The following is a 25,969-nucleotide window of genomic DNA, read 5'->3' on the forward strand; positions in this document are numbered from 1 at the left end:
GCTGAGCCAAGTTTAGGGTTTTCTCAAAACCCAAGCAGTATTGAACTGAAGAGTTTGATCATGGCTCAGATTGAACGCTGGCGGCAGGCCTAACACATGCAAGTCGAGCGGATGACGGGAGCTTGCTCCTTGATTCAGCGGCGGACGGGTGAGTAATACCTAGGAATCTGCCTGATAGTGGGGGACAACGTTTCGAAAGGAACGCTAATACCGCATACGTCCTACGGGAGAAAGCAGGGGACCTTCGGGCCTTGCGCTATCAGATGAGCCTAGGTCGGATTAGCTAGTTGGTGAGGTAATGGCTCACCAAGGCGACGATCCGTAACTGGTCTGAGAGGATGATCAGTCACACTGGAACTGAGACACGGTCCAGACTCCTACGGGAGGCAGCAGTGGGGAATATTGGACAATGGGCGAAAGCCTGATCCAGCCATGCCGCGTGTGTGAAGAAGGTCTTCGGATTGTAAAGCACTTTAAGTTGGGAGGAAGGGCAGTAAGCTAATACCTTGCTGTTTTGACGTTACCGACAGAATAAGCACCGGCTAACTCTGTGCCAGCAGCCGCGGTAATACAGAGGGTGCAAGCGTTAATCGGAATTACTGGGCGTAAAGCGCGCGTAGGTGGTTCGTTAAGTTGGATGTGAAATCCCCGGGCTCAACCTGGGAACTGCATCCAAAACTGGCGAGCTAGAGTAGGGCAGAGGGTGGTGGAATTTCCTGTGTAGCGGTGAAATGCGTAGATATAGGAAGGAACACCAGTGGCGAAGGCGACCACCTGGGCTCATACTGACACTGAGGTGCGAAAGCGTGGGGAGCAAACAGGATTAGATACCCTGGTAGTCCACGCCGTAAACGATGTCAACTAGCCGTTGGAATCCTTGAGATTTTAGTGGCGCAGCTAACGCATTAAGTTGACCGCCTGGGGAGTACGGCCGCAAGGTTAAAACTCAAATGAATTGACGGGGGCCCGCACAAGCGGTGGAGCATGTGGTTTAATTCGAAGCAACGCGAAGAACCTTACCAGGCCTTGACATCCAATGAACTTTCCAGAGATGGATTGGTGCCTTCGGGAGCATTGAGACAGGTGCTGCATGGCTGTCGTCAGCTCGTGTCGTGAGATGTTGGGTTAAGTCCCGTAACGAGCGCAACCCTTGTCCTTAGTTACCAGCACGTAATGGTGGGCACTCTAAGGAGACTGCCGGTGACAAACCGGAGGAAGGTGGGGATGACGTCAAGTCATCATGGCCCTTACGGCCTGGGCTACACACGTGCTACAATGGTCGGTACAGAGGGTTGCCAAGCCGCGAGGTGGAGCTAATCTCACAAAACCGATCGTAGTCCGGATCGCAGTCTGCAACTCGACTGCGTGAAGTCGGAATCGCTAGTAATCGCGAATCAGAATGTCGCGGTGAATACGTTCCCGGGCCTTGTACACACCGCCCGTCACACCATGGGAGTGGGTTGCACCAGAAGTAGCTAGTCTAACCTTCGGGGGGACGGTTACCACGGTGTGATTCATGACTGGGGTGAAGTCGTAACAAGGTAGCCGTAGGGGAACCTGCGGCTGGATCACCTCCTTAATCGACGACATCAGCTGCTTCATAAGCTCCCACACGAATTGCTTGATTCATTGAAGAAGACGATTGGGTCTGTAGCTCAGTTGGTTAGAGCGCACCCCTGATAAGGGTGAGGTCGGCAGTTCGAATCTGCCCAGACCCACCAATTACTTGTGGTGAAAGCCTGTAGCAATACGGGGCCATAGCTCAGCTGGGAGAGCGCCTGCCTTGCACGCAGGAGGTCAGCGGTTCGATCCCGCTTGGCTCCACCATCTCCACTTGCTTACCACGTCAAAGCTTAGAAATGAATATTCGCGTCGAATATTGATTTCTGAACTTTTTCAGAATCGTTCTTTAAAAATTTGGGTATGTGATAGAAATAGACTGAATAGCACTTTCACTGGTGTTTATTCAGGCTAAGGTAAAATTTGTGAGTGTCTCTTAAGTCTTTAAGAGTATTGCGAATTTTCGGCGAATGTCGTCTTCACAGTATAACCAGATTGCTTGGGGTTATATGGTCAAGTGAAGAAGCGCATACGGTGGATGCCTTGGCAGTCAGAGGCGATGAAAGACGTGGTAGCCTGCGATAAGCTTCGGGGAGTCGGCAAACAGACTTTGATCCGGAGATCTCTGAATGGGGGAACCCACCTAGGATAACCTAGGTATCTTGTACTGAATACATAGGTGCAAGAGGCGAACCAGGGGAACTGAAACATCTAAGTACCCTGAGGAAAAGAAATCAACCGAGATTCCCTTAGTAGTGGCGAGCGAACGGGGACTAGCCCTTAAGTTGATTTGAGATTAGCGGAACGCTCTGGAAAGTGCGGCCATAGTGGGTGATAGCCCTGTACGCGAAAATCTCTTATCAATGAAATCGAGTAGGACGGAGCACGAGAAACTTTGTCTGAATATGGGGGGACCATCCTCCAAGGCTAAATACTACTGACTGACCGATAGTGAACTAGTACCGTGAGGGAAAGGCGAAAAGAACCCCGGAGAGGGGAGTGAAATAGATCCTGAAACCGTATGCGTACAAGCAGTGGGAGCCTACTTGTTAGGTGACTGCGTACCTTTTGTATAATGGGTCAGCGACTTATATTCAGTGGCGAGCTTAACCGAATAGGGGAGGCGTAGCGAAAGCGAGTCTTAATAGGGCGTTTAGTCGCTGGGTATAGACCCGAAACCGGGCGATCTATCCATGGGCAGGTTGAAGGTTAGGTAACACTGACTGGAGGACCGAACCGACTACCGTTGAAAAGTTAGCGGATGACCTGTGGATCGGAGTGAAAGGCTAATCAAGCTCGGAGATAGCTGGTTCTCCTCGAAAGCTATTTAGGTAGCGCCTCATGTATCACTGTAGGGGGTAGAGCACTGTTTCGGCTAGGGGGTCATCCCGACTTACCAAACCGATGCAAACTCCGAATACCTACAAGTGCCGAGCATGGGAGACACACGGCGGGTGCTAACGTCCGTCGTGAAAAGGGAAACAACCCAGACCGTCAGCTAAGGTCCCAAAGTCATGGTTAAGTGGGAAACGATGTGGGAAGGCTTAGACAGCTAGGAGGTTGGCTTAGAAGCAGCCACCCTTTAAAGAAAGCGTAATAGCTCACTAGTCGAGTCGGCCTGCGCGGAAGATGTAACGGGGCTCAAACCATGCACCGAAGCTACGGGTGTCACTTAGGTGACGCGGTAGAGGAGCGTTCTGTAAGCCTGTGAAGGTGAGTTGAGAAGCTTGCTGGAGGTATCAGAAGTGCGAATGCTGACATGAGTAACGACAATGGGAGTGAAAAACTCCCACGCCGAAAGACCAAGGTTTCCTGCGCAACGTTAATCGACGCAGGGTTAGTCGGTCCCTAAGGCGAGGCTGAAAAGCGTAGTCGATGGAAAACAGGTTAATATTCCTGTACTTCTGGTTATTGCGATGGAGGGACGGAGAAGGCTAGGCCAGCTTGGCGTTGGTTGTCCAAGTTTAAGGTGGTAGGCTGAGATCTTAGGTAAATCCGGGATCTTAAGGCCGAGAGCTGATGACGAGTGCTCTTTAGAGCGCGAAGTGGTTGATGCCATGCTTCCAAGAAAAGCTTCTAAGCTTCAGATAACCAGGAACCGTACCCCAAACCGACACAGGTGGTTGGGTAGAGAATACCAAGGCGCTTGAGAGAACTCGGGTGAAGGAACTAGGCAAAATGGCACCGTAACTTCGGGAGAAGGTGCGCCGGTGAGGGTGAAGGACTTGCTCCGTAAGCCCATGCCGGTCGAAGATACCAGGCCGCTGCGACTGTTTATTAAAAACACAGCACTCTGCAAACACGAAAGTGGACGTATAGGGTGTGACGCCTGCCCGGTGCCGGAAGGTTAATTGATGGGGTTAGCTAACGCGAAGCTCTTGATCGAAGCCCCGGTAAACGGCGGCCGTAACTATAACGGTCCTAAGGTAGCGAAATTCCTTGTCGGGTAAGTTCCGACCTGCACGAATGGCGTAACGATGGCGGCGCTGTCTCCACCCGAGACTCAGTGAAATTGAAATCGCTGTGAAGATGCAGTGTATCCGCGGCTAGACGGAAAGACCCCGTGAACCTTTACTATAGCTTTGCACTGGACTTTGAATTTGCTTGTGTAGGATAGGTGGGAGGCTTTGAAGCGTGGACGCCAGTTCGCGTGGAGCCATCCTTGAAATACCACCCTGGCAACTTTGAGGTTCTAACTCAGGTCCGTCATCCGGATCGAGGACAGTGTATGGTGGGTAGTTTGACTGGGGCGGTCTCCTCCTAAAGAGTAACGGAGGAGTACGAAGGTGCGCTCAGACCGGTCGGAAATCGGTCGTAGAGTATAAAGGCAAAAGCGCGCTTGACTGCGAGACAGACACGTCGAGCAGGTACGAAAGTAGGTCTTAGTGATCCGGTGGTTCTGTATGGAAGGGCCATCGCTCAACGGATAAAAGGTACTCCGGGGATAACAGGCTGATACCGCCCAAGAGTTCATATCGACGGCGGTGTTTGGCACCTCGATGTCGGCTCATCACATCCTGGGGCTGAAGCCGGTCCCAAGGGTATGGCTGTTCGCCATTTAAAGTGGTACGCGAGCTGGGTTTAGAACGTCGTGAGACAGTTCGGTCCCTATCTGCCGTGGACGTTTGAGATTTGAGAGGGGCTGCTCCTAGTACGAGAGGACCGGAGTGGACGAACCTCTGGTGTTCCGGTTGTCACGCCAGTGGCATTGCCGGGTAGCTATGTTCGGAAGAGATAACCGCTGAAAGCATCTAAGCGGGAAACTTGCCTCAAGATGAGATCTCACTGGAGCCTTGAGCTCCCTGAAGGGCCGTCGAAGACTACGACGTTGATAGGTTGGGTGTGTAAGTGCTGTGAGGCATTGAGCTAACCAATACTAATTGCCCGTGAGGCTTGACCATATAACACCCAAGCAATTTGCGTCGAAAGGCCAGATTGCGGTGTTGTGAAGACGAAACGAACCGAAAGTTTGCGACTCACAACTATCACATACCCGATTTGCTGGAGCGTCGAAAGACGGTCTGGTACACAGAATTTCTTGACGACCATAGAGCATTGGAACCACCTGATCCCATCCCGAACTCAGCAGTGAAACGATGCATCGCCGATGGTAGTGTGGGGTTTCCCCATGTGAGAGTAGGTCATCGTCAAGATTAAATTCCGAAACCCCTATCTGCACATGCAGGTAGGGGTTTTGTCTTTAGGTAGAAGTATCAAGAATTTCGCTGGAGCGTCTGCACAAGACGTCTTGGCAACAGAATTTCTTGACGACCATAGAGCATTGGAACCACCTGATCCCATCCCGAACTCAGCAGTGAAACGATGCATCGCCGATGGTAGTGTGGGGTTTCCCCATGTGAGAGTAGGTCATCGTCAAGATTAAATTCCAAAACCCCAGTCTGCTCGGCAGACTGGGGTTTTGTCTTTTCTGGGTCTGTACTCTGCTGTATGCAAGCTACAGAGATTGGTTGCGGTAGGGGCATGACGTACGGTCACGCCCCGCCCGGGGCTGGTGCTCAGGTGAGCAGGTTTCGGACATTGCTCATGGCGTTATCGGCAAAGCCCTGTAGAAAGGCCTGGAACGCTGGTAGCGCTTCGGCACCACCTTCATGAGGCTCTGCCTGGATAGTCCAGGTCGCGCGACTGTGCTGCTCTCCCAGAGCCTCCACCTGCATGGCCGCCCAGAGGTTGCCAATGTTCAGGCTGGTGTAGATCAGGCTCCAGGTCATGCACATTGCTTGGTCGTCGTGTGAGTTGAGTTGCTCGATGACCACATTACCGTCCTTGAACAGCTTCTTGCGTACGGATCGCACACCACTGCCGGTCATATCGATATGTGCCAGGGCAGGGATGAACACCGGGAAGCCGGCGAAGTTACCAACGATGTTCCAGACGCTGGTGGCGGCGGCGGGGATCTCGACGCTAGAAACAACGCGGCAGCCATTGGGGTTGTGGATCAGGGTGTCAGGTTGCAGTTGCATGGTTGTGTACTCCTGTTTGGCTTGGGTGATTCAGATGAACTGGATGTCCTGGAGATAGCGGCAGCCGCGTTGCAGCAGCGCCGGGTTTTTTGCCGGGTAGCGCTCGCCCATGCGCCACACCCCTTCGCGGGCGTTGTCATGGTCGATGCGTGAGGTATCGCCGATGTCTTCCTCAAAACCGTTCAGGTAGAAGCCGAGCACCTCGAACAGCGCGTTGTCGCAGTCGACCCGCTGCAGTTGCTGCTGCCACTGCTCGACCTCGACCAGCTCAAAGGGCCGCCCAATGTCACGGAACGACGCGACATAGGCTTGCCAGCTCAGTGGCTCGGGGTTGTGCAGGTTGAACACCGCCTGTTCGGGTCGGTAGCGGCTGGTGTGGAAGGCGATAAAGCGGGCGAGGAAGTCCACTGGCATCAGGTCGAAGTTGAGCTCCAGTGCTGGCACCTGGCCCAGTTGCAACGACCCCTTGAGCATCAGCATCAAGCGATTCTTGTGTGGCTGGCAGACACCGTTACGGCTGTCGAAGGTGATGTTGCCCGGCCGGTACAGATTGACCCAGACACCCTGCGCCCGTGCCCGCTCCAGGATGCGCTCGCCGACCCACTTGCTCAGGTTGTAGCCGTTGCGGATGTAGATCGGTGGTGTCTGTGCAGGTGGTTGCTCAAGCACCTTCCCGTCATCGTCGATGGCACTGCACGCTGAGAGCGTTGAGACAAAGTTGAAGATCTTTTTTCGTTGCCCTTCGCACAAGCGCAGGCAGGCAAACAAGGGCTCGACGTTGTCTATAGCCAGAGCCTGATAATCGAGCACATGATTGACGTGTGCGCCGTTGTGGATCAAAGCCCCGTAATGGCGGTCAAGGTAGTCGTAGTCCGCCTCATTAAGTCCAAGCTTCGGTTGGCGCAGGTCGGCTTCAAAAACCCTCACGCGGTTCAGGTCCAAGCCTTGTAGCTGGTTCTCGGTCACGGCCTGAGTAAAACGTTCCTCCGCTGAGTGGGTTGCGTTACGTCTCACAAGGCAGGCCACTTCGCTAGCGCCCCAGTCCAGGAGGGCCTCGACGATATGCACACCAAGGAAGCTGTTGGCACCGGTGACGATGACCTTGTGTACATCACCAAGGCAGTCTATTGGTTGCACCTGAAGGTCTAGCGCACGTTCAGCATCGGACCTTGCTTGAGGGTCAAGCGTGCTGGTCTCGTTATCTTCGTCGCCCAGCAGCATTGCCATGCGTTGCAAGGTTGGCATTTCGATAAAACGGTTGATTGGGATACTGCGACCAAACGTTTCGCGAACTTCCAATAGCAGGCGCGACAACAGAATCGAATGACCACCCAGGTTGAAGAAACTGTCGGTGCAGGAGATATGGTCTGCGGGCAACTCCAGTAGCGCGCTCCAGATCCTGAGTACACGCTGTTCACAATCGTTTCGCGGTGCCACATGGGTGTTTTGCGGCCCCAGTTGAACAGGGCGCGCACGCAGGGCCTGACGGTCTATTTTGCCGTTGGCCGTATAGGGCATGTTTGGCAGTTCCTGATAGAACGCTGGACACATGTAATCAGGTAGTTGCTGCTCGGCGTATCTGCGCAACGCCACCTTGGCGTCTGCCTGCCGTGGCTGGGCAGCAAAAGCCAGCAAGCGGCGTTGCTGATCGACCACGACGGCAACCTGACGGTAGAGCTTGCTGGCACGCAGGCAATGCTCGACCTCTTCCGGCTCAACGCGGAAGCCGCGGATCTTTACCTGATTATCCCGGCGACCGCAGATTTCGATACCGTGCTCCGTCCACTTGCCCACATCGCCCGTGCGATAGACGCGCAGCTGTCTACCGTCGGGCAGGTCCAGTAGCAGAAAGCGTTCGGCGTTTAACTGCGGATTACCCAAGTAACCTAAGCCCACGCCCGGTCCTGCGATGTACAACTCACCTGGTGTTTGCTCGACCACGGGTTGCAGGTGTTCGTCGAGAATGAAAACTTCGCAGTTGGCGATGGGGCGACCCAAGTTGCGGTTGTTGTCCCGGCAGGCGAATACACGCGTAGTTGCCAGTACGGTGGTTTCGGTTGGCCCGTAGATGTTGTGGAAACAGCACTGTTCGGCCAGGTGCTCGATTACTTCTGGTTCGCAGACATCGCCACCGGTTATCAGGTGGTTCACGCCCCTCATCTGCTTCAGCGGCAGGATGCTCAGTAAAGCCGGTGGCAGAAAGGCATGAGTGACAGCTTCTCGCTGTATCAGCTCAAGCAGGCGTTGTGGGTCACGCCGCTGGTCTTCATCAGGGATGACCAATTCGGCGCCACAGGCCCACGTAGGCAGGATGTCCAGTAACGATGCATCGAAGTTGATGGTCGAAAATTGCAGCACTCGGCTGTGTGCCTCGAGTTGCACATGCTCGGCATACCAATGCTGGAAGTGGCTCAGGTTGCGTTGGCTGAGTAGAACCCCTTTTGGGTGGCCGGTGGTACCTGAGGTGTAAATGGCCACACTGGGTGCTTCGCTCTGTGCGCGTATGCGTATCAGGCTGGACAGGGGCGTTTGCGGTGCCGCGGGTAATTGGCTCAGATCCAGTGTGGGTAGGCCCGCCCGGTTGGGACTGAAGCTGGCATCGTGAATCAGCAGTGCTGCGCCGGCATTGTCGAGAATGTACTGAAGACGCTCGGCAGGGTGGTTGGGGTCCATCGGCAGGTACACCGCCGCGCAGCCCAATACGGCGAGCAAACTGGCATAGAGTGCCAGTGACTTGGGCAAGCAGATGGCGATCACCGGTGGTTGCGCCCAGTGCTCTGGCAGGTGAGGGATCAACTGCTGTTGAATGGCCAATGCCTGAGCGTGCAACTGGGCATAACTGAGACGATGACCATTCAGGTTCAGCGCCGGGTTATCGGCAAAGACCTTAAAACTGCGCTCCAGCCGTTCGATGACAGGCACATCCGCGCGCTTGAGTAACTGTTCATCCCGGGTGCTATTGAAGAGATGAACAAATGCCAGTTGTTCCAGCCACATCAGGCCGTGTTCATGGGCGAACTGAGCACCACTGATGGTGGGCGTTTCAAGCAAGTAGTCGGGGTTGCGCGAGAGGCGCCCGACCTGCAGCGCAACCAGTGACTGAAGGCGGGCAATGGCTTGCAGACGCAGTTGCTGACCATTACCTGAAGGCTCCATCGGCAGCACTTCGTGTGCAATCAGCCGTTGGGCTTTGCGGCTGCCTGTCCAGCAGCGCAACTCCAGGCCCGGTAGCAGGTCCTGTGTGTCAGTGCTGCTACCCAGCCGCAGGCTCAGGAAGGTGCAACCGGAAACACCTGTTTCTGCGGCATACGGAAGGGGCAAGCTGCCATCTTCGATGACCAATTGTGGAGCCACCTGTAACGGCTGCTCTGGTCTAGACAGATCTGTCGCCAGGTAAAGGACGTGACCATGTTGCTCCAGCTCAGCGTGCAGTGCAGCCAGTGCCGGGCTGGTGCCTACCAGTAAAATATCGAGGCGTTTCATGACGGTCTCCTTGTCTCGACGTGGTAATCGGCCAGCGCGTGTTGCACGCACGGCGAGTCGAGCATTGAGCTGTTGCGGAAAAAGCGCAGGATGTTGCCCAGTAGTGGGTGTTGCTGATTGATCGGATAAACCATGCTCAGCACCTCCTCGTTAAGCGCTGTGCGCACGCGTTCAGACACCTGAAGGTGTTTGATCACGTTGAAGTCGAAGGCCTTTTGGATATCGTTGGTGAGGTACTGGCGAATGAACACCGGCAGTATCTGGGCGATACAGCTACGGTCCTCTTCCGGTGCGCTCTGCCAGTAGAGGCGTACCAGCCGCGCCCAGAACGTCGAATGACGGCCTTCGTCGAGCAGGTGATCCGCCATCAGGCCCTTGATTGATGGCTTGACCGTGTCGTCGCGGGCAAAGGCCGCCACATCGTTGGTCAGCGTGTTCTCGGCGATGGCCACGCAAATCAGTTCAAGCGCATCTCGCAGGTGTTCTGGCACCAGGGCCAGGGCCGCCGGAATAGCGCGGCTCAGTTCAATTTCGTTGGGTAGATCGATCGGCTCAATGCCGGTCAGCGCCACGGTCTGTTGCATGAAATCCATTGCCACCAGAGCGTGGTAGTCCTCATCAACGACCACCGTCATGGCGTCGTAGCGGCAGGCAAAAGGAAAGCGGATCGCGAAGCGGTTCTTGGCAATGGCGCGTGCTGTGCGGTCGACGATCTCGGTTTCGAAGATCACTACATCGTTGATGAACTTGTAGAGACTTTGCACCAGCACGAAGTCGCGCCATTGCGAGCACTCGCGCATGAACGTGGCACCCAGCACCAGTGGCTGACGGCTCAACGGATAAATCAGTCGGTCGTCGTTCTCCAGTATTCGCCGTGGGCGGGTGCGTATCGTTGCTCGGTCTTCCCAGGCCGTAGCGAACGACTGGTAGTCGATAGCATTCATACGCTGGCCTCGGCAGTTTCAGCGTGCATCGCGTCGCGCAGGCGGTCCCAGAGGGCAATGCGACTCTCCACTGCAGCAATGGCAGCTTCATACATCTCGCTCTCATGTCGGGGGTCGTTGTTTACTAACCGCGCGAGCAACTGCTCGGCTGCTGGCCCGTGGTCTTCCGAGTCCACTTCGATATGCCGTTGCAGGTAGTAACGGAAGGTCGGGGCCTGTTCTGCGGTAATTCCCCAATCATCCAGAATTCGCTGGAACATGCCTGGAATGACGCTTTCGCGGCCATGCAGGAACGCTGCTGCGACTGCATGGGCGGGGGCATTCATGGCGGTTTCGAGGGTGTTGCAGACGAACTGCTTGGCGGCATCGCTGGCAGCGACACGGCCCAAGGCACTGGCATAACCCATGCCCTCGCGCTGCAGGCGCACGAACTGCTCGATAGCGAGCGTGCTGGCGCCGACTTCGCGCATGGCGTCCAGATACAGCTCAAAGTGGCTGTAATGACCGTGCACCAGCCGGTTATCGGACTCCTCGCCTAAAACGATTTCATTGATCAGGCGAGCCGCCTTGGGGTCAGCGGGTGGTAACCAGGGTAGTTGTACACAGGTCAGTTCTTGTTGTAGCCGCTTGGTGAGTGACATGAAGTCCCAGACGGCAAAGACATGGGTTTCCATGAACCGTTGTAACACGGGTAATGAGTCTATTTCGGCGAAGATGGGGTGCGCGGCAAGTACAGCCTTCTTTTCACTGAGTAAACATTTGAGTGGGGTCATGATGGTTCCTTAATTGGACAATGTTGTGAGTGGGGCATGAATTGTTTTCTTCAGGCCGAGCGAGGCCGTCGAACGAAAAGTCCGATAATGGCGATTGCTGTATATAAGCCCGTCGTGGCTTTATTCAGGCCCTTGTGGGCCCACAGTGCCAACGCTTATGCAGTTGGCAGGGAAAAACTAAAGCAACTTCAAAGTTGTCTGCAAGTGTTTTTTAAATTAATTAATGGCGCGCTTATTATTTGACAATAAGGTCTTCTATAAAACTTTTAAGTTAAGTTTTATTTGGATGAGTGCGATCCTTTCGATGCAGTTAGATCGAAATAAAGTTATTGAGCGATTGTTTCGCTCGGCGCACTGATGTGGTGGGGAAGTTACATATGAACTATGAGGGGCGGCTGATCGGTATCGGTCCTTGCCCGTGGTCGAACTCCTTCTGTTGATCCATAACGCACAGACGACCAGGCCCACCCTTGGCGATCAGCGGCCGTCTGCTGCTAAGAGTGTGCTCAAAATGGCGGCACTGCCATGTCTGGCTGCCGGCCTGGAGGAAAAGGAGGTGTAAGAGGGGATGTCGTTGATGGGTGACAGCGAAGCAGGGTTAGAGGCTGAGCAGCCCCAAGTGGGTATTGATGATTTGCATCAGACGCTGCTGCAGCTTCGGATCGTCGAGTTGCGTGCTGGGCAACTCGATCAGTTCCAGCTCACGGCAAATGTAGTCTCGCCAGCCCAGTATGCGTTTCAGACTGCCTGGCGGATAAAGCGCAGTGACGGGTACTTGAAGGCTATGCGCGGTCTGGCATGGCGAGGTTGCTGGGCTATCGCACATTGAAACGAACAGATGACGGGTCAAGCGCGGACTGACGTGTTGCATTCGCTTGGCGATCTCGAAGGCCAGGTGCGCGCCGTCATTATGACCAAACAGCGCATGAGGTCGGCGTAGATAGGCCTGCAAACGCTCAAACAATTGCTCGCAAAGGTCCTCAGTGCCAGAGCCGCCTTCGGTCGCACCGTAGCCTGATACATCTATTGGCGCCAGCTCAATGTGATCGTTCAGGTCGTTCTGCCAGCGCTGATAGTGCACCAGGCTGCTCGCGCTGTTGGCGAAGCAGATCAGCACAATTGAGCCGGGCTGTGCGCACGGTAGGGGCGTAAGCTGTTGTGGCGTGTGGGCGTGCACTGCATTTCCTTGCGCTCAAGACTTCCCTGAAGCAGTACTGCAGCCCCGCGCCAGTCTCTGTAAGGCGCAGGCTGCGGGATCAATCGTTTCGCTGCTTGCTCAGGTAGTTTTTCATTGTTACGGCGGCTTTGTTCAAGTGCTTCTGCAGAATACTGACGGCCTCTTCAACGGCTTTGTCATTGGCCGCTTCCACTAACCCGCGGTGGTCATCCTGGGTCAGTTTGCCCAGCCCCATGGACGAAAGATGGAAACGCAGAAAGCGTTCTTCTTCATTGAGTTCGTTTTCAATCAGGCGCAGCAGTTTCTGGTTGGGTGCCTTGTGGTAGAGAGACATGTGAAACAGGCGGTTCAGACGACCGATCTCTGCATATCGGGTTTCGGTCTCCAACAGTTCGATGTAGTGACGTGCCTGCGCGATATCGTCGGCATCAAGCAGTGGGATCGACTGGCGTAACGCCTCAGCTTCCAGAATGACCCGTAGCGCATAGGTGTCCACCGCATCCTCACCGATCAACGGTGCAACCACGGCCCCCTTATGGGCTACCACCTGCAACAATGACTGTGCTTCCAATTGGCGTAATGCCTCGCGAACGGGCATGCGGCTGACGCCGAACAACGTTGCCAGTTCCTGTTGGCGCAAGGCCACTCCGGGTGCTAGTCGCCCTTCGATGATGGCGCTGCGCAGCCGTTCTTCGATCACACTGCGAGCGAGATGCGGCGGAACCTGCTCGCCACCGAGTATTTCACTCAAGAGTTTGGACTTTTCGGCCACGCGGACTCTACCCTGATGTCGGTGTGCTTTTTTGGATCTTGGATCCAATCTACACTAGTGATTGAAAATTTACTTGTCAAACCGGCTGTGAACCACAGCGACAACACTTTATGCGGCCCTGCAACAAGTGCGCTGTTGCCGATTCAACGACTATCGTGAATGAAGTTTTTGCCCAAGGGAAGCGGACAGAATGCCGGTATTTTCTGGGTAGTTGCACAGTAATAGCAGTGTGATCTCAGTCGGCCATTGTTTTTTCATCGAGCAAGTCGCACCATCCGGTTCCCTCAGGTCTGCACGGGTTATTCGCATTGGCGAAACGTTGGGCTTTTCATCTGATCATGCGCCGGTTTGGTCTGGCCTTGCTGCTTGGCTGCATGTTGCTGGGCGGCTTGCGTGCGGACTGGGATTTCTCCCAGATCAGTCGACGAGCTCAGGCCTTGTACGGCCCACTGGGGGCAGGCCAAGGGCGTATCGATGCCTGGCAACAGTTGTTGGCTACGCAGAAGCAACTGAGTGAGGTCGAGCGCCTCAATGTGGTCAATCAGTTCTTCAACCGTCAGATGCGCTATGAGGAAGATATCGACCTTTGGCGTGAAGTGGATTATTGGGCTACCCCAATCCAGTCGCTGATCAAGGGTGCCGGTGATTGCGAGGACTATGCGATTGCCAAGTATTTCAGCTTGCGTCGGCTTGGAGTTCCCAGCGAAAAGCTGCGTATTACCTACGTCAAGGCGCTGCGCCAGAACCGCGCGCATATGGTTTTGACCTATTATTCGAACCCAGACGCCATGCCGCTGGTACTGGATAGCCTGATCGATGCGATCAAGCCCGCCAGCCAGCGTGCCGACCTGTTGCCGGTCTATGCATTCAACGGCGAGGGGCTCTGGCTGGCGGGGGCCAAGGGTAACAAGAAGGTCGGCGATACCAAGCGTTTGTCCCGTTGGCAGGATCTATTGAAGAAGATGCAGGCCGAAGGTTTCCCGGCCGAGCCGGTTTACTAAGGAGCGTAGATGTCACTGTTCAAACAATTGTTGCTTGCCATCTGCCTGTTCCTGGTGGTCGCCTTCACCGGCAGTTTCATGGTTAGTCTGGAAAGCTCGCGCAGTCAGTACGTCAACCAACTGCGCTCGCATGCCCAGGATGCGGCGACGGCGTTGGCATTGTCGCTGACACCGAACATTGATGACCCGGCAATGGTCGAGTTGATGGTCAGCTCGATATTCGACAGTGGTTACTATTCCAGCATCCGGGTAGTAGACCTGACCTCTGACGTCCTGTTGGTTGAGCGCCATGCCGAGCCGGAAGCTGGCAGCGTGCCACGCTGGTTCATCCGTCTCATAGGCCTGGAGGCTGCGGGCGGCGATGCGATCGTCAGCCGGGGTTGGCAGCAGGCGGCGCGTGTCGAGGTGGTCAGTCACCCGATGTTCGCCCTGGCCAAGCTCTGGCAGAGTGCATTGGGTAGCCTGGGTTGGCTGCTGCTCTGTGGTGCGCTGAGTGCATTGTTGGGCGCGATGTTGTTACGTCGCCAACTCAAGCCGTTGGACTATATGGTTGCCCAGTCCCAAGCCATTGCACGGCGAGAGTTCCTGAGCTTGCCCGAACTGCCGCGTACACCTGAACTGCGTCGCGTTGTCCAGGCAATGAACCAGATGGTCGATAAGCTCAAGGCGCTGTTTCTGGAGCAGACCGAGCGCAGCGAGAAACTGCGGATTGAGTCATACCAGGACAGTCTCACCGGGCTGGCCAACCGCCGCTATTTCGAGATGCAACTCAACGCCAAGGTCAGTAACTTGGAAGAGGCGCGAGCGGGCTACCTGCTGTTGCTGAGGGTCAAGGATCTGGCGGGGCTCAACCAGCGTTTGGGTGGGCAACGGACTGATCAGTTGCTGCAAGCGGTCGGGCAGCAGCTGAAACGTGCCTGTGCCAATTACCCGGAAACCAACAACCTGATTACCCGCAGCCGCGGCGGCGAGTTCGCCGTGCTGGCGCCGGGCATGGTGCATGAAGAGGCCGTGCAGTTGGCGCAGGCGCTTGAGGTCACGTTGCAGAGCCTTAGTGCGACCGGTGCGACCGACGTGAGCACGGTGGCCTGTATCGGCCTTGCGCCTTACAGCCCGGGTGATGACCCGCAGGCACTGTTGAAATTGGCTGATGAGGCCCTGGCTCGCGCCGAGGCCCAGGTTGAGCCGAGTTGGGTGTGCCTTGAGCAGGGTACTGCGCCGCAAACAGGTGATACCCATCATGGTTGGCATACCTTGCTGGATGATGCTTTGAGTCAGGGGCGTTTCCAGTTGTTCTTCCAACCGGTTGTGGCGTCGGAAGACCTTGAGCGTGTACTGCACTACAAAGTGTTGTCGCGCTTGCTCGACGCTCAGGGTCAAACCATCGCTGCCGGTCGCTTTTTGCCCTGGCTGGAGCGCTTTGGCTGGTCGGCGAGGCTCGACCTGTTGATGTTGGAGCTCGTGCTCAAGCAAATGGGCGACCACGGCTACGCCTTGGCGCTGAACCTGTCGGCGGCAACCCTGGCTGATCCAAAGGCCTTGCAGCGGGTCTATGAATTGTTGGGGCAGTATCCGGCACTGGGCCAACGTCTGACGCTGGAAATCGGGGAAGAGCAGCTTCCCGAGCAATCCGTGCTGGAGCAATTGACCCGACGCCTTCGCAGTCTGGGTTTCAGCCTGAGCCTGCAGCGCTTTGGCGGGCGCTTCAGCATGATCGGCAACCTTGCGAATCTGGGGTTGGCCTACCTGAAAATCGACGGCAGCTATATTCGCGCCATTGATCAGGAACAGCACAAGCGCCTGTTCATCGAGGCGATCCAGCGCGCAGCACACAGTATCGACTTGCCGTTGATTGCCGAGCGCGTTGAAACCGAAGGTGAGCTCAATGTGCTGCGTGAAATGGGCATTCAGGGTATTCAGGGGCAATTGGTCGGCGAACCGGCACCCTGGAAGTAGTGCTGCGGCGGGGCGAGTACGCTAACGGTACTCGCCTTCCAGCTCATCGAGTTGGTGATCAAAGCTGCGCAGGCGCGCCGACCAGGTGTACACCAGCACTTCCAGGTCGCGGTTGAGTACTGCCGCACCCCGTCCCGCACTTTGCTGTGAATCGCACAGGTCCAGTTGATAGCGCTCGCGGGCCATCGCGGTGGCCACACTGGAGAGCTCCCGAGCATTGTTCAGCCAGTGCCAACGGGAGTCCTGGATTTCCTGGTCAAGCTCGCGGCACTGGCGTTTCAAGGCTTCCAGGCTTTGCTCCAGTGGCGTGCCCTCCAGTTCGCCCATGACCTCCTGAAAGGTCCGTCCGGGCTGCCAATAGCTGCCCCAGAAATAGCGGTCAAAGACGGTCTCGACGCGGCGCAGCGCCACCTTGGTGTTCCAGATGGCAACCAGTGTGCGGCCCTGAGCCAATTGGCGCTTGCGCGTTTTCAACTGCTGCCAGGAGGTCCAGGCCAATGACGTCAGTGCCATTGCCGCGATCACGGCAGCGGCGCCGAACAGGAACAGTTCGGCCTCTGCCAGTTCGTAAGCGTCGCGTATGCCATAGAAATAACCGGCGGTGAGCAATACCAAGGCGGTTACCGCGCACCAGAAGCCGGGTGCATAGGGATCTTTCATTGGCGCTGTCCCCGTGTTGTTGTTTTGAGCATAGCAACGCCACTCGCCGATATCCGTTGCCGCTCAGCGCATTTTTCGCAGTGCCAGACTGAGCTGGTCGATCACTTCGGCCCAGTCGGCGTCCTCAAGGATTTCATCGCGCAAAAAATCGCGTTGCGACGCTGTCCAGAACCGCGCATCTGCGAGCGCTATATCGGATTTCAGGGGGGAGTGGCTGGTAATGAACTGGTCAATGCTCAGCGCATCGTCAGCCAAGCCCAATTGTTTGAACAGTGAGGGAAGGCTATGGGTAGTTGATTCCATGGTTCGCTCCTTGGGCCAGGCAGACTAATGACAGTGCCCGCCTGGCGGTGGGTTGGAGATCATCAGCAGACCTCGCGCACTTCGGCCTTTGGCACCAGTTTCAGGTACTGATCCATGCTCATGTGAACCAGATAATCGTGGTTGCCTGCTTCCAGGTAGATATCGCCCTGACGGGTCAACGTCGGGTCGAGCAGCATTTTGATTTCGTAGGCATCGCCCAACGCTGGAATGGCGCCGCGCTCACAGTCGCCGAACAGGTGTGGCAGGCCACTTTCTCGGGTCAGTTGCCAAGGGCCGGTGGCGCGCACCTTGCTCATGTCCAGATGACGGTTGGCCGGTAGTACAGCCATCAGGTAGTGCCCGTGACGGTCGTCGAGCATGACTGATTTGGCGACCCGCTCGGCGGGGACACCTGCAGTGCGTGCAGACTCAAGGCTGGTCGCTGAGTGTGGGTGAGGAACGATGTCGTAATCGCAGCCGGCCGTGTCCAGGCGCTGCTGCACGGTTCTTGCCATACGCATGATGCACCTCCAGGCCCAGTCCAGGCGTTATGCCATTACAGGCCTCGGTTAGTTTGTCCCCCTGTGGAAAGTTTAGGCGGTGCTGTTGTGGGTTGCCGGACTAAACTTAATTCACACATACAAGCCAGGTGTGACCGGGTGAACGCTCGCCGCTGGTGGCGCATGCTTCTGCTGCTGATGCTCGTCGTTATGTCGAGGGGGCAGGGTGCGCCTGGTAGCCCGGTGCTGCTCTTGCGTGTAGACGATGCCATTGGTCCGGCTTCTGCCGACTATCTGGTGAGGGGGCTGGCCCAGGCTCAGGCATTGAGTGCTCAACTGGTTGTGATTGAGCTGGACACCCCGGGTGGCCTGGACAGCTCGATGCGTACCATTATCAAGGCGATTCTCGCCAGCCCGGTACCGGTGGCCACCTTTGTTTCGCCCAGTGGGGCTCGGGCGGCCAGCGCGGGTACCTATATTCTCTACGCCAGTCATGTCGCGGCGATGGCCCCGGGAACCAATCTTGGTGCGGCTACACCGGTGCAGATTGGCGGTGCACCGGGCGCGCCGCCCGCTGCCCCCAGTAGCGACAAGAAGGCGCCCTTAGATCCTGGCGACACCCTGCTCCACAAACAGATCAATGATGCCGCCGCTTACATTCGCAGCCTGGCGCAATTGCGCGGGCGGAATGTCGAGTGGGCGGAAAAGGCCGTCCGTGATGCGGTCAGTCTGCCCGCCAGCGAAGCGTTGCGGCTAAAGGTGATCGATCGTGTGGCCACTGATGTGCCAGACCTGTTGCGCCAACTCGATGGCAAGAGCCTTGAGGCTGCAGGCCAGGCCGTCGTGTTGCAGACCACCCAGGCGCCGCTGATTGAGCGGCAACCCGACTGGCGTACCCGACTGCTGGCGGTCATCACCAGCCCCAGTGTGGCGCTGGTGCTGATCACCGTCGGTGTCTACGGGCTGATGTTCGAGTTCATGAACCCGGGTTCCGGTGTAGGCGGCGTGGTGGGTGGCATCTGCCTGTTGTTGGGTTTGTACGCGTTGCAGTTGTTGCCGGTGAACTATGCCGGCGTTGGCCTGATCATGCTGGGGCTGGCATTCATGATTGCAGAAGCGTTCTTGCCCAGCTTTGGGGTCATCGGCTTTGGGGGTATTGCCGCGTTTGTGGCGGGCGCTGTCATTCTGATGGACACCGATGTGCCCGGCTTTGGCATTCCCTTGCCTCTGATACTGGGGTTGGCCCTGCTCGCAGCGTTGTTGTTGAGCGGGTTGATCGGTATGGCGCTCAGGACCAGAAGGCGTGCACTGGTCAGTGGAGATGCCGGCCTTGTGGGTAGCGTGGTGAGGGTCACCGACGTGCAGGCCACAGACCCTTGCATGGGCTGTGTACAGGCCCAGGGCGAGCAGTGGCAGGCACAGTGCCAGACGCCTTTGCACGCCGGGCAGCGGGTTCGGGTGGTGGCACGCAACGGCGTGCTGCTGGAGGTTAGTGCTGCCGCCGAACAACCGGCGCAAGGAGAGTGAGCATGTTCCTGCAACTGGGTTTTGCTGCGCTGTTTGGGCTGATCATGCTGCTGTTGTTTTCAGCCTTTCGCATTCTGCGCGAATACGAGCGCGGCGTCGTGTTCCAGTTGGGTCGGTTCTGGCAGGTCAAAGGGCCGGGGCTGATTCTGCTGATTCCGGGCGTGCAACAGATGGTCAGGGTCGATCTGCGAACCGTGGTTCACGACGTACCGCCCCAGGATGTGATCACCCGCGACAACGTCTCGGTCAAGGTCAATGCGGTGCTCTACTTCCGTGTGCTGGATGCCCAAAAGGCAATCATTCAGGTCGAGGACTACTTCGCCGCTACCAGCCAACTGGCCCAGACCACCTTGCGTGCGGTACTGGGCAAGCATGAACTCGACGAACTGCTGGCTGAACGCGAACGGCTCAATCTGGACATCCGTCAGGTGCTTGATGCCCAGACCGATGCCTGGGGCATCAAGGTGGCAAACGTCGAGATCAAGCATGTCGACCTGAATGAGTCGATGATTCGCGCCATAGCCCGTCAAGCTGAAGCCGAGCGTGAGCGACGGGCCAAGGTGATTCATGCTGAAGGCGAGTTGCAGGCGTCAGAGAAACTCATGCAGGCTGCCGAAATGCTAGGGCGCCAGTCCGGCGCCATGCAACTGCGCTATATGCAGACCCTGGGCAGCATTGCCGGGGACAAGTCATCAACCATCGTCTTCCCGCTGCCGTTGGAGCTGTTCAAGGGGATGATGGATAAAACCTGAGGGCATCAGTGTGCTGCCAAGGGTTGCGCGGCGCGTGCATCGCCAGTGCCTTCCCAGCCCCCACCCAGCGCGAGGAATAACCCAATCTGCCCCAAGGCGACCTGAGTGTTGGCAGCCGCCAGTTGGGCGCGCATATCCGTGTAAGTGCGGGTCGCCTGCAGGTCGGCAAGGAACGACGCGCGACCGGCCTGATAGAAACGATGCGTTTGATCTGCAGCCAACTGCGCCGAGCGTTCGGCCTCTGCCAAGGCATCACGCCGCTCCAGCAGGGCGCTGTACTGGGCAAGGCTGGTCTGGGTTTCGCGGATGGCGTTGAGCACCACGCCGTCAAAGCGTGCCAGGGCGGCCTGGGTCGAGGCCTCGGCTTCGCGGATACGTGCCCGAGTACCGTTGGTCGGTACGTTCCAGGTCAACAGCGGACCAAAACCCCAGCGGTTGGTTGCCGGTGTACCGAGGTTTTCCAGAATACCGATGGTGCCAACTTGAGCGCCAATGCTGATGTCCGGATACAGCTGGCCGGTGGCGACCCCGATGGTGGCGGTGGCGGCTGCTAGGCCGCGCTCGGCCTGGCGTACATCTGGGCGTCGCTTGAGCAGCGCGGCCCCATCACCTACGGGTAATAACTGGGCAATGTGGGGCAGTTCGGCACAGGTTGCGGTGCCGGCCGGTAGCTGGTCGACAGGCTTGGCCAGCAGCATCGAAAGGGTAAACAGACCGGCTTCGCGTGCTGCCTGATAGCGCGGCAGTTCAGCGCGCAGGGATTTGAACTGGGTCTGCGAGCGCGTGACCTGGGTTTCGTCGCCACGCCCGGCATCGCGCAGGCGTTGGGTCAGGCTCAGGCTTTGCTCCTGCAGGTCCAGTGAGGTCTGGGCGATGTGCAGCTCTTCGTTGGCGGCACACACCTGGGTATAGGCGCGCACGACGTCGGCGACCACCGTGATTCGTGCCGTATCAGCGGCGGCCTGGGTTGCGTCGGCATTGGCTTGGGCTGCTTCTACACCGCGCTTGAGGGTGCCCCACAGGTCGAACTGGTAGGACGCACTAAGGATCGCTTCGCCAATATTGGCCACGGGCACTTTTTCCGGCAGCAGGAACGCCTCGCCGGATTCTTGCAGGCGCTGGGCGCCGAGTTTCGTTCCGGCGTGAAAGCCGCCCTGAGCCTGTGCTTCCTCGACTTGGGCGCGGGCCCGGGCGATATTCGCGGCAGCTACGCGCAGCTCGGTGTTGGCAGCCAGGGCGTCGCGCACCAAGTGGTCAAGGCGATCATCGCGATACAGCTGCCACCAGTTGCCGGGCACTGGTGCGGAGACCACGCTGTTCGCATCGTTGCGCAACGTGCCTTGCAGGTCACTGCGGTTGACCGCTGCGTCCTTGGGCAGGTGGTAATCCGGGCCGACCATCTGGCAGGCCGATAGCACCAGGCTGATGCTCAGCAATGCCAACCGCTTCATTGACCGCTGCCCTCGATGATGGACACTGTGGCCGTGCGCCCGGCGATCATGCGGAAATCATCCGGCACCTGATCGAAGGCGATGCGTACGGGGATGCGCTGGGCCAGGCGTACCCAACTGAATGCGGGGTTGACGTTGGGCAGCAGGTTCGCGCCACTGCTGCGGTCGCGGTCTTCGATACCGGCGGCGATGCTCAGTACATGGCCACGCAGCCGTGTGTTGTCACCCATGACGCGAATGTCCACTGCCTGGCCAACCTTGATGCCGGAAAGCTTGGTTTCCTCGAAGTAGCCGTCGACGTGGTAAGAATTGCTGTCCACAACCGACAGTACAGGGCGCCCGGCACTGACGAACTCGTGTACGCGCGGGGCTCGGTCGTTGAGGTAGCCGTCCACCGGGCTGCGCAGTACCGAGCGGTCGAGGTTGAGCTGCGCCGCATCGACTGCCACCTGGGCCTCGGCCAGAGCCGACTGCGCCCGTGCCTCGCGTGACTGGCTCTCTTCCAGTTGCTCTTGGGCGACCAGGTTGCCCAACCCTCGATTACGCTTGGCCTCACGTTGCGCCTGGGCCAGGGTTTCCTTGCGCTCTGCCAAGGTGGCCTGGGCCTGGCGCAAGGCCAGGCGGAAGCGGTCCTGATCAATGGTGAATAGCACATCGCCACGTTTGATCACCTGGTTGTCACGCACGCTGACCTCCTGGATCAGCCCGGACACGTCAGGCGCGATCTGGATCACATCGGCGCGGATGTGCCCGTCACGGGTCCAGGGCGCGAACATGTAATACAGCACCATCTGCCAGACCAGTACGGTCGCCAGCGTCACAACCAACAGCGTCAGGACCATGCGTCCCAGGGTCAATAGAGGTTTCTTCATGGCAGCATCAGGCTTCGAAAAAAATGATCTACCGTACCGAGCAGTACGGCGTAGAGGGCGACGTTAAACAACGCCCGGTGCCAGACCAGGCGATAGAAATGCACGCGTGTCAGCACGGCATGCACGCCGAGAAACAGCAGGTATGTTCCCAGCATCATCACGAGCAGCGTGGGCAGGAAAACCCCGCTGATATCCAGGTCACCGATCACAGGGGCGCTCCGTCGATGCCATAGGGCAATTGAGGTGGGTTTGCAGCGGGATCAAGCATGACTTCCACGCCTGGCAGCAAGGCCAGACGCAAACCGCTCAAGGCATGCAGCAAATGCAGACGGGCATCGGCGTGTTCGGCCATGCTCTGCACGTTAAGCGCCTGGCGAGCGCGCTCCATGCTGGTCAGCAACAGTTCAGGCGGGTGCAGGCGACGGCGAGCGTCCAGGCAGGCCTGGAAATGCGCGCCCACTTCGGTGACGACCTGTTCAAGTTGCGCTCGAGCCTGGGCTGACGCACGGGGCATATAGGCCAGCAGGTCGAGCAGGTTCAGGCCAACCCGCAAGTCACGCAGGGCACCGCTGGTGTCCTGTCCGGTCTGGCCGAGGCGTGGCAGGTGCTGCATCAGGCGGTCGAGCATTTGCACGCCCAGCCTGCGGTGCTCGGCCAAGGTGGCTGGAAGGGTCATGCCGACGATGTCGTGCCAGCTAAACCGCGTTAGCCGCCGGGCGGCGTGCTCGACACCGAACGGGCGCATCACCAGGGTCCAGATGAAGGCGAACAACAGGCCTGCGGGGCCCGCCAGGTTGGCATTGATGAAGGTCAGAAAGTCGGCGTCGTAGGCCCCTTGGATGCTGATGAACGAGGCCGTATTGACGATGGTCAGCAAGGTGCCCAGGTAGAAGCGCGGCTGGACGGTCAGGGTGCCGACGCAAATGAACGGGATTGCGAAGGCCAGTACCAGCATCGGGAAGTCATGCAGGTTGGGCAGCACCAGAAACAGGTAAAGGCTGGCAAACACCACCGACAGGGTGGTCCAGAAGAAAAACCGATAAATCTGTGGTGCCGGGTCGTCCATGGCGGCGAAGAAACTGCAGGCAACCGCTGCCAGAATGACTGCGCTGGCGCCATCGTTCCAGCCCAGCAGGATCCACAACGTCGTGGCGGCAATGATCGCGGTCACGGTCGAGAACACCGAGTAGAGCATCAGGCCGCGGTCAAAAAACGGTGTCAGCCGGCCCAACCGCCAGTGTCGATAAACGGCGTGCCAAGGCGAGAGGTCCTCGGTCCGAATGGCCTGTTGCAGCGTGCAGCAGTCTTGCCACAGATCGACCCATTCGGTGAGACGATACAAGGCATTTGAAAGCAGCAGCATGGGCCGCTCGTCCAGCGCTGCGGCGTCGGGCTGCAGGTTTTCCAGCCGAGTGCGCAAGGCCGACCAGCGTGCCGGTGAGGCTGATTCGGCAGTGGCTTGCAGCCAGTCTCGGGCCTCCAACAGCACGGCTTGAAGGTGTTCAGCCTGGGCCGGGGCGCGTTTCTCAAGTGCCAGCAGTGCGTCGTCCAGTGCGTCGAGTACTGGCAGCAGGTGAATCATGCGACCACGCAGCTCGCCGGCGTTTTTTACGGTTTGTGGGCGTGCGCCCTCATGGGCCAGTTGGCCGATCATCATTTCCAGCGAGTTGAAGGTCGCGACCATCGAGGCGCGCAAGGTGCTGACGGTTTCGGTCGATACCTGCCGGGCGAGGAACGTGTCGCTGTACCGACGGGCTTCGTTGAACCAGTTACTGGTCGTGCCCACCACTACAGGGGCCAGTCGGCGCGGCCAGAACACTGCCCCGACCACCGCCGCGCAGACTATGCCCAGGCAAATCTCCTGGGCCCGTGAGGACGCGATATCGAATACGGCCAGCGGGTTGTCGACCACAGGCAGGGCAATCATTGGCAGGGTGTAGCCGGCCAGCATCAGGGTGTAGCTGTTAGCGGTGCGCAGGTGCATGGAAAGGAAGAGCAGGGTTCCGGTCCACAGCGCGATGGCGATCGTCAGCAGCACCGGCGCCTGTACCAACAGGGGTACCAGAAAGACGGCCCCGGCCGCGCCGAGCAGAGTACCCATGGCCCGGTACAGGGCTTTTGAGCTGGTTGGCCCGACGAATGGGCTGGATACGATATAAACCGTTGCCATGGCCCAGTAGGGCCGTGGCAATTGCATGAGCAGGGCGATATACAGTGCGATCATCGAGGCGGCGAAGGTTCGTACCCCGTAGAACCAGTCGCGCGCAGGCGGCATTGAGCTGAAAAAAGTACTCATGCGGTTTGCCCCGAGGCGCGCTGTGCCGCCTCTTCAAAGGCCCTTAATACCCGCAGAGTCGCCTCAAGATCCGCTGCCGGAAGATCCGCCAGTACCTCTCGGCGCAAGCGAACCAGTTCGCCCTCGATGGCTTCGGCCAAGGCTCGGCCACTGGTGGTCAGGCTCAAGGCTTTGGCGCGGCGGTCGAGGGGATCTTCGCTACGGCAGACGAAGCCCGCGCTGCACAGTTGGTCGAGCAGCCTCACCAGGGAGGGGCTTTCCAGTCCGGCCGCCTGGGCGACCTTGACCTGATGAACGCCGTCGCCCAGGCGCACGATCAATAGCAGCGGCACCGCGCAGGCTTCGGAGATACCGTAACCAGCCAGCGTGGCCTGGCAGATCCGTCGCCAGTGCCGGCCGGCTGCCACCATACCGCTGCTGATGTTGAGTTGCAGTGCGTCGAGATTCATTGGAGGGCGGTCACGCGGATATTCATAGTTTGCTAACTATCAATATACTTCGACCACCACCCCCGACGTCAAGAGGCGCTTGCTCAATGGTTTCAGGAGCGCACCTGGTCCTCCAGCTTCATGCTCAACGCCAAGGGGCTGCCCAGGCCAATGGCCTGATCGCGCCAGAACAGGTAGCGCAAGGTGTCGTTCGACAGGCTGAAATGGACAGCCAGTTCCTCCGCAGCCTGTACCACCTTGGCGACTGCGGCGAGTTCCAGCCAGTACAACGCAGCCTTGGTGTCAGTCTCGACCTGTTGGCCATGCAGCAACCGATAACCGATTTCAAAACGGCAGCGTGCATCGCCGCGTTCGGCTCCGCGCATGAACCACTGGTAGGCGCGCTGCAGGTCGACTTGCCACTCCTGCACATGGGTATCGCAGACCTCTTCCTCGTAAAGGTCACCGAGTGCCGCTGCAGCATGGTCCAAACCACGCTCGAAGGCATGCTGGTAGTACTCGGCTGCACAGGCGTAGCTCACCATCACGCCTTTGCCGAAGTAATGTTGCTGGGCCAGGTTAAACCATGCTGTCGCATTGCCCTGCAAAGCGGCCATGCGCAACAGGTGGCCGGCCAGTGTCGGATCCGCTCGCCAGTACTTGCCATTGAGCCAGATCCAGCCGAGGTCATTGAGTGCCGAGATGCTGCCCTCCAGCGCCTGGTTGCGCAGGTCGGTATACACCGCCTGCAGGTCGGCGGCCTCATCAAGGCTGTTTATCAGGCTGAAACTGTCACCCAGCGCGGCACGCTGGCTGGGCATGCCAACCCCGGCATAGAGGCGCGACAAGTGGCCGGTACGTCCGGGGGCTGGCGTGATGCGCGTGGGCAACAGGCGCTCTAGCAAGGGATAGATATTGCTGACAGCAGACATGTTCATCCTCATTGAACCACCCGCAGTACCGAGAGCGGGGGTGATGGGATGTGATTCTGCGCAAGGCAACGACAAAACCTGTCGCGAACAATCATCGTGAA

Annotated in this window: 19 protein-coding genes, 2 tRNA genes and 4 rRNA genes; 10 read left to right on the forward strand and 15 right to left on the reverse strand. The window is 57.9% G+C overall.

From position 1 onward, the window contains the following. Positions 1-42: 42 nt before the first annotated feature. The 6 genes from AB7M23_RS06855 to rrf (AB7M23_RS06880) all read left to right on the forward strand — a co-directional run bounded on the left by AB7M23_RS06855 (position 43) and on the right by rrf (AB7M23_RS06880) (position 5,439). Positions 43-1,579 (forward strand): 16S ribosomal RNA (locus AB7M23_RS06855). A 65-nt stretch (positions 1,580-1,644) separates the two neighbouring features. Next, a tRNA-Ile gene (locus AB7M23_RS06860) sits at positions 1,645-1,721 on the forward strand. A 30-nt stretch (positions 1,722-1,751) separates the two neighbouring features. Continuing rightward, positions 1,752-1,827 (forward strand) — tRNA-Ala (locus AB7M23_RS06865). Between the two features lie 244 nt (positions 1,828-2,071). Continuing rightward, a 23S ribosomal RNA gene (locus tag AB7M23_RS06870) occupies positions 2,072-4,961 on the forward strand. 136 nt (positions 4,962-5,097) lie between these two features. Continuing rightward, positions 5,098-5,213: ribosomal RNA gene (gene rrf / locus AB7M23_RS06875) — 5S ribosomal RNA — on the forward strand. A 110-nt stretch (positions 5,214-5,323) separates the two neighbouring features. Then, positions 5,324-5,439: ribosomal RNA gene (gene rrf, locus AB7M23_RS06880) — 5S ribosomal RNA — on the forward strand. The 16S, 23S and 5S rRNA genes sit together here with 2 tRNA genes alongside, the layout of an rRNA operon. 137 nt (positions 5,440-5,576) lie before the next feature. On the opposite strand, the gene AB7M23_RS06885 is transcribed toward rrf (AB7M23_RS06880), so the two are convergent. From AB7M23_RS06885 to AB7M23_RS06910, 6 genes are all read right to left on the reverse strand, one after another. Beyond that, positions 5,577-6,041, reverse strand: coding sequence for an SRPBCC family protein (locus AB7M23_RS06885; RefSeq protein ID WP_454240474.1), 465 nt, complete (start codon positions 6,039-6,041; stop codon positions 5,577-5,579). 30 nt (positions 6,042-6,071) lie between these two features. Then, positions 6,072-9,524 (reverse strand): amino acid adenylation domain-containing protein, encoded by a 3,453-nt coding sequence (locus tag AB7M23_RS06890; RefSeq protein WP_454240475.1) that lies wholly within the window; start codon positions 9,522-9,524, stop codon positions 6,072-6,074. Next, positions 9,521-10,468: a diiron oxygenase gene (locus tag AB7M23_RS06895; protein WP_454240476.1), complete on the reverse strand. Its 948-nt coding sequence runs from the start codon at positions 10,466-10,468 to the stop codon at positions 9,521-9,523. Before AB7M23_RS06895 ends, AB7M23_RS06890 begins: the two co-directional genes overlap by 4 nt. Continuing rightward, on the reverse strand, positions 10,465-11,241 hold the full coding sequence (locus AB7M23_RS06900) for a DUF3050 domain-containing protein (protein WP_065761597.1): 777 nt from the start codon (positions 11,239-11,241) through the stop codon (positions 10,465-10,467). Before AB7M23_RS06900 ends, AB7M23_RS06895 begins: the two co-directional genes overlap by 4 nt. Before the next feature lie 598 nt (positions 11,242-11,839). Continuing rightward, a complete protein-coding gene (locus AB7M23_RS06905; protein ID WP_454240477.1) occupies positions 11,840-12,418 on the reverse strand; it encodes a thioesterase domain-containing protein in 579 nt (192 codons plus the stop codon). 79 nt (positions 12,419-12,497) lie between these two features. Further along, positions 12,498-13,190, reverse strand: coding sequence for a GntR family transcriptional regulator (locus AB7M23_RS06910; RefSeq protein ID WP_065761599.1), 693 nt, complete (start codon positions 13,188-13,190; stop codon positions 12,498-12,500). Between the two features lie 338 nt (positions 13,191-13,528). On the opposite strand from AB7M23_RS06910, the gene lapG reads away from it, so the two are divergent. Together lapG and lapD are read left to right on the forward strand one after the other, a co-directional pair. Further along, on the forward strand, positions 13,529-14,191 hold the full coding sequence (gene lapG, locus AB7M23_RS06915) for a cysteine protease LapG (RefSeq protein ID WP_454242150.1): 663 nt from the start codon (positions 13,529-13,531) through the stop codon (positions 14,189-14,191). Positions 14,192-14,200: 9 nt separating this feature from the next. Further along, positions 14,201-16,147 carry a cyclic di-GMP receptor LapD gene (gene lapD, locus AB7M23_RS06920; protein ID WP_454240478.1) on the forward strand — a complete coding sequence of 649 codons (1,947 nt, stop codon included), beginning with the start codon at positions 14,201-14,203 and terminating at the stop codon, positions 16,145-16,147. Between the two features lie 21 nt (positions 16,148-16,168). On the opposite strand, the gene AB7M23_RS06925 is transcribed toward lapD, so the two are convergent. The 3 genes from AB7M23_RS06925 to AB7M23_RS06935 form a co-directional block, all read right to left on the reverse strand. Next, positions 16,169-16,807, reverse strand: a complete 639-nt coding sequence (locus AB7M23_RS06925; RefSeq protein WP_099773257.1) for an NADH:ubiquinone oxidoreductase subunit N — start codon at positions 16,805-16,807, stop codon at positions 16,169-16,171. A gap of 63 nt (positions 16,808-16,870) precedes the next feature. Next, the gene (locus tag AB7M23_RS06930; RefSeq protein WP_454240479.1) at positions 16,871-17,110 is read right to left on the reverse strand and encodes a DUF2789 domain-containing protein; all 240 of its coding nucleotides are present in this window, start codon (positions 17,108-17,110) and stop codon (positions 16,871-16,873) included. Positions 17,111-17,172: 62 nt separating this feature from the next. Further along, positions 17,173-17,631, reverse strand: a complete 459-nt coding sequence (locus tag AB7M23_RS06935; protein ID WP_065761603.1) for an aminoacyl-tRNA deacylase — start codon at positions 17,629-17,631, stop codon at positions 17,173-17,175. Positions 17,632-17,769: 138 nt separating this feature from the next. Between AB7M23_RS06935 and AB7M23_RS06940 the strand changes: the two genes are divergently transcribed. Continuing rightward, on the forward strand, positions 17,770-19,137 hold the full coding sequence (locus AB7M23_RS06940; protein WP_454240480.1) for an NfeD family protein: 1,368 nt from the start codon (positions 17,770-17,772) through the stop codon (positions 19,135-19,137). 2 nt (positions 19,138-19,139) lie between these two features. Continuing rightward, complete coding sequence (locus AB7M23_RS06945) at positions 19,140-19,889, forward strand: slipin family protein (RefSeq protein ID WP_065761859.1); 750 nt, start codon at positions 19,140-19,142, stop codon at positions 19,887-19,889. A 5-nt stretch (positions 19,890-19,894) separates the two neighbouring features. Here the strand turns inward: AB7M23_RS06945 and AB7M23_RS06950 are convergent, their stop codons facing one another. From AB7M23_RS06950 to AB7M23_RS06975, 6 genes are all read right to left on the reverse strand, one after another. Beyond that, positions 19,895-21,340 (reverse strand): efflux transporter outer membrane subunit, encoded by a 1,446-nt coding sequence (locus AB7M23_RS06950; RefSeq protein ID WP_454240481.1) that lies wholly within the window; start codon positions 21,338-21,340, stop codon positions 19,895-19,897. Continuing rightward, positions 21,337-22,212, reverse strand: coding sequence for an HlyD family secretion protein (locus AB7M23_RS06955; RefSeq protein WP_330523916.1), 876 nt, complete (start codon positions 22,210-22,212; stop codon positions 21,337-21,339). The genes AB7M23_RS06950 and AB7M23_RS06955 overlap by 4 nt, the downstream gene beginning before the upstream one ends. Further along, positions 22,209-22,421, reverse strand: a complete 213-nt coding sequence (locus AB7M23_RS06960) for a DUF1656 domain-containing protein (RefSeq protein ID WP_330523915.1) — start codon at positions 22,419-22,421, stop codon at positions 22,209-22,211. The genes AB7M23_RS06955 and AB7M23_RS06960 overlap by 4 nt, the downstream gene beginning before the upstream one ends. Then, positions 22,418-24,508 (reverse strand): FUSC family protein, encoded by a 2,091-nt coding sequence (locus tag AB7M23_RS06965; RefSeq protein WP_454240482.1) that lies wholly within the window; start codon positions 24,506-24,508, stop codon positions 22,418-22,420. Before AB7M23_RS06965 ends, AB7M23_RS06960 begins: the two co-directional genes overlap by 4 nt. After that, positions 24,505-24,957: a MarR family winged helix-turn-helix transcriptional regulator gene (locus tag AB7M23_RS06970; RefSeq protein ID WP_102053690.1), complete on the reverse strand. Its 453-nt coding sequence runs from the start codon at positions 24,955-24,957 to the stop codon at positions 24,505-24,507. The genes AB7M23_RS06965 and AB7M23_RS06970 overlap by 4 nt, the downstream gene beginning before the upstream one ends. Before the next feature lie 92 nt (positions 24,958-25,049). After that, positions 25,050-25,868, reverse strand: a complete 819-nt coding sequence (locus AB7M23_RS06975) for a tetratricopeptide repeat protein (protein WP_409279558.1) — start codon at positions 25,866-25,868, stop codon at positions 25,050-25,052. Positions 25,869-25,969 lie beyond the last annotated feature (101 nt).

It is taken from the genome of Pseudomonas sp. HLS-6 TE3448 (assembly GCF_053629555.1).

What these genes read in the sequence shown, in the direction of transcription:
- AB7M23_RS06885 (WP_454240474.1), bottom strand. Translation starts at nt 6,041, where the DNA reads ATGCAACTGCAACCTGACACCCTGATCCACAACCCCAATGGCTGCCGC.
- AB7M23_RS06890 (WP_454240475.1), bottom strand. Translation starts at nt 9,524, where the DNA reads ATGAAACGCCTCGATATTTTACTGGTAGGCACCAGCCCGGCACTGGCT.
- AB7M23_RS06895 (WP_454240476.1), bottom strand. Translation starts at nt 10,468, where the DNA reads ATGAATGCTATCGACTACCAGTCGTTCGCTACGGCCTGGGAAGACCGA.
- AB7M23_RS06900 (WP_065761597.1), bottom strand. Translation starts at nt 11,241, where the DNA reads ATGACCCCACTCAAATGTTTACTCAGTGAAAAGAAGGCTGTACTTGCC.
- lapG (WP_454242150.1), top strand. Translation starts at nt 13,529, where the DNA reads ATGCGCCGGTTTGGTCTGGCCTTGCTGCTTGGCTGCATGTTGCTGGGC.
- lapD (WP_454240478.1), top strand. Translation starts at nt 14,201, where the DNA reads ATGTCACTGTTCAAACAATTGTTGCTTGCCATCTGCCTGTTCCTGGTG.
- AB7M23_RS06925 (WP_099773257.1), bottom strand. Translation starts at nt 16,807, where the DNA reads ATGAAAGATCCCTATGCACCCGGCTTCTGGTGCGCGGTAACCGCCTTG.
- AB7M23_RS06930 (WP_454240479.1), bottom strand. Translation starts at nt 17,110, where the DNA reads ATGGAATCAACTACCCATAGCCTTCCCTCACTGTTCAAACAATTGGGC.
- AB7M23_RS06935 (WP_065761603.1), bottom strand. Translation starts at nt 17,631, where the DNA reads ATGCGTATGGCAAGAACCGTGCAGCAGCGCCTGGACACGGCCGGCTGC.
- AB7M23_RS06945 (WP_065761859.1), top strand. Translation starts at nt 19,140, where the DNA reads ATGTTCCTGCAACTGGGTTTTGCTGCGCTGTTTGGGCTGATCATGCTG.
- AB7M23_RS06950 (WP_454240481.1), bottom strand. Translation starts at nt 21,340, where the DNA reads ATGAAGCGGTTGGCATTGCTGAGCATCAGCCTGGTGCTATCGGCCTGC.
- AB7M23_RS06955 (WP_330523916.1), bottom strand. Translation starts at nt 22,212, where the DNA reads ATGAAGAAACCTCTATTGACCCTGGGACGCATGGTCCTGACGCTGTTG.
- AB7M23_RS06965 (WP_454240482.1), bottom strand. Translation starts at nt 24,508, where the DNA reads ATGAGTACTTTTTTCAGCTCAATGCCGCCTGCGCGCGACTGGTTCTAC.
- AB7M23_RS06970 (WP_102053690.1), bottom strand. Translation starts at nt 24,957, where the DNA reads ATGAATCTCGACGCACTGCAACTCAACATCAGCAGCGGTATGGTGGCA.
- AB7M23_RS06975 (WP_409279558.1), bottom strand. Translation starts at nt 25,868, where the DNA reads ATGTCTGCTGTCAGCAATATCTATCCCTTGCTAGAGCGCCTGTTGCCC.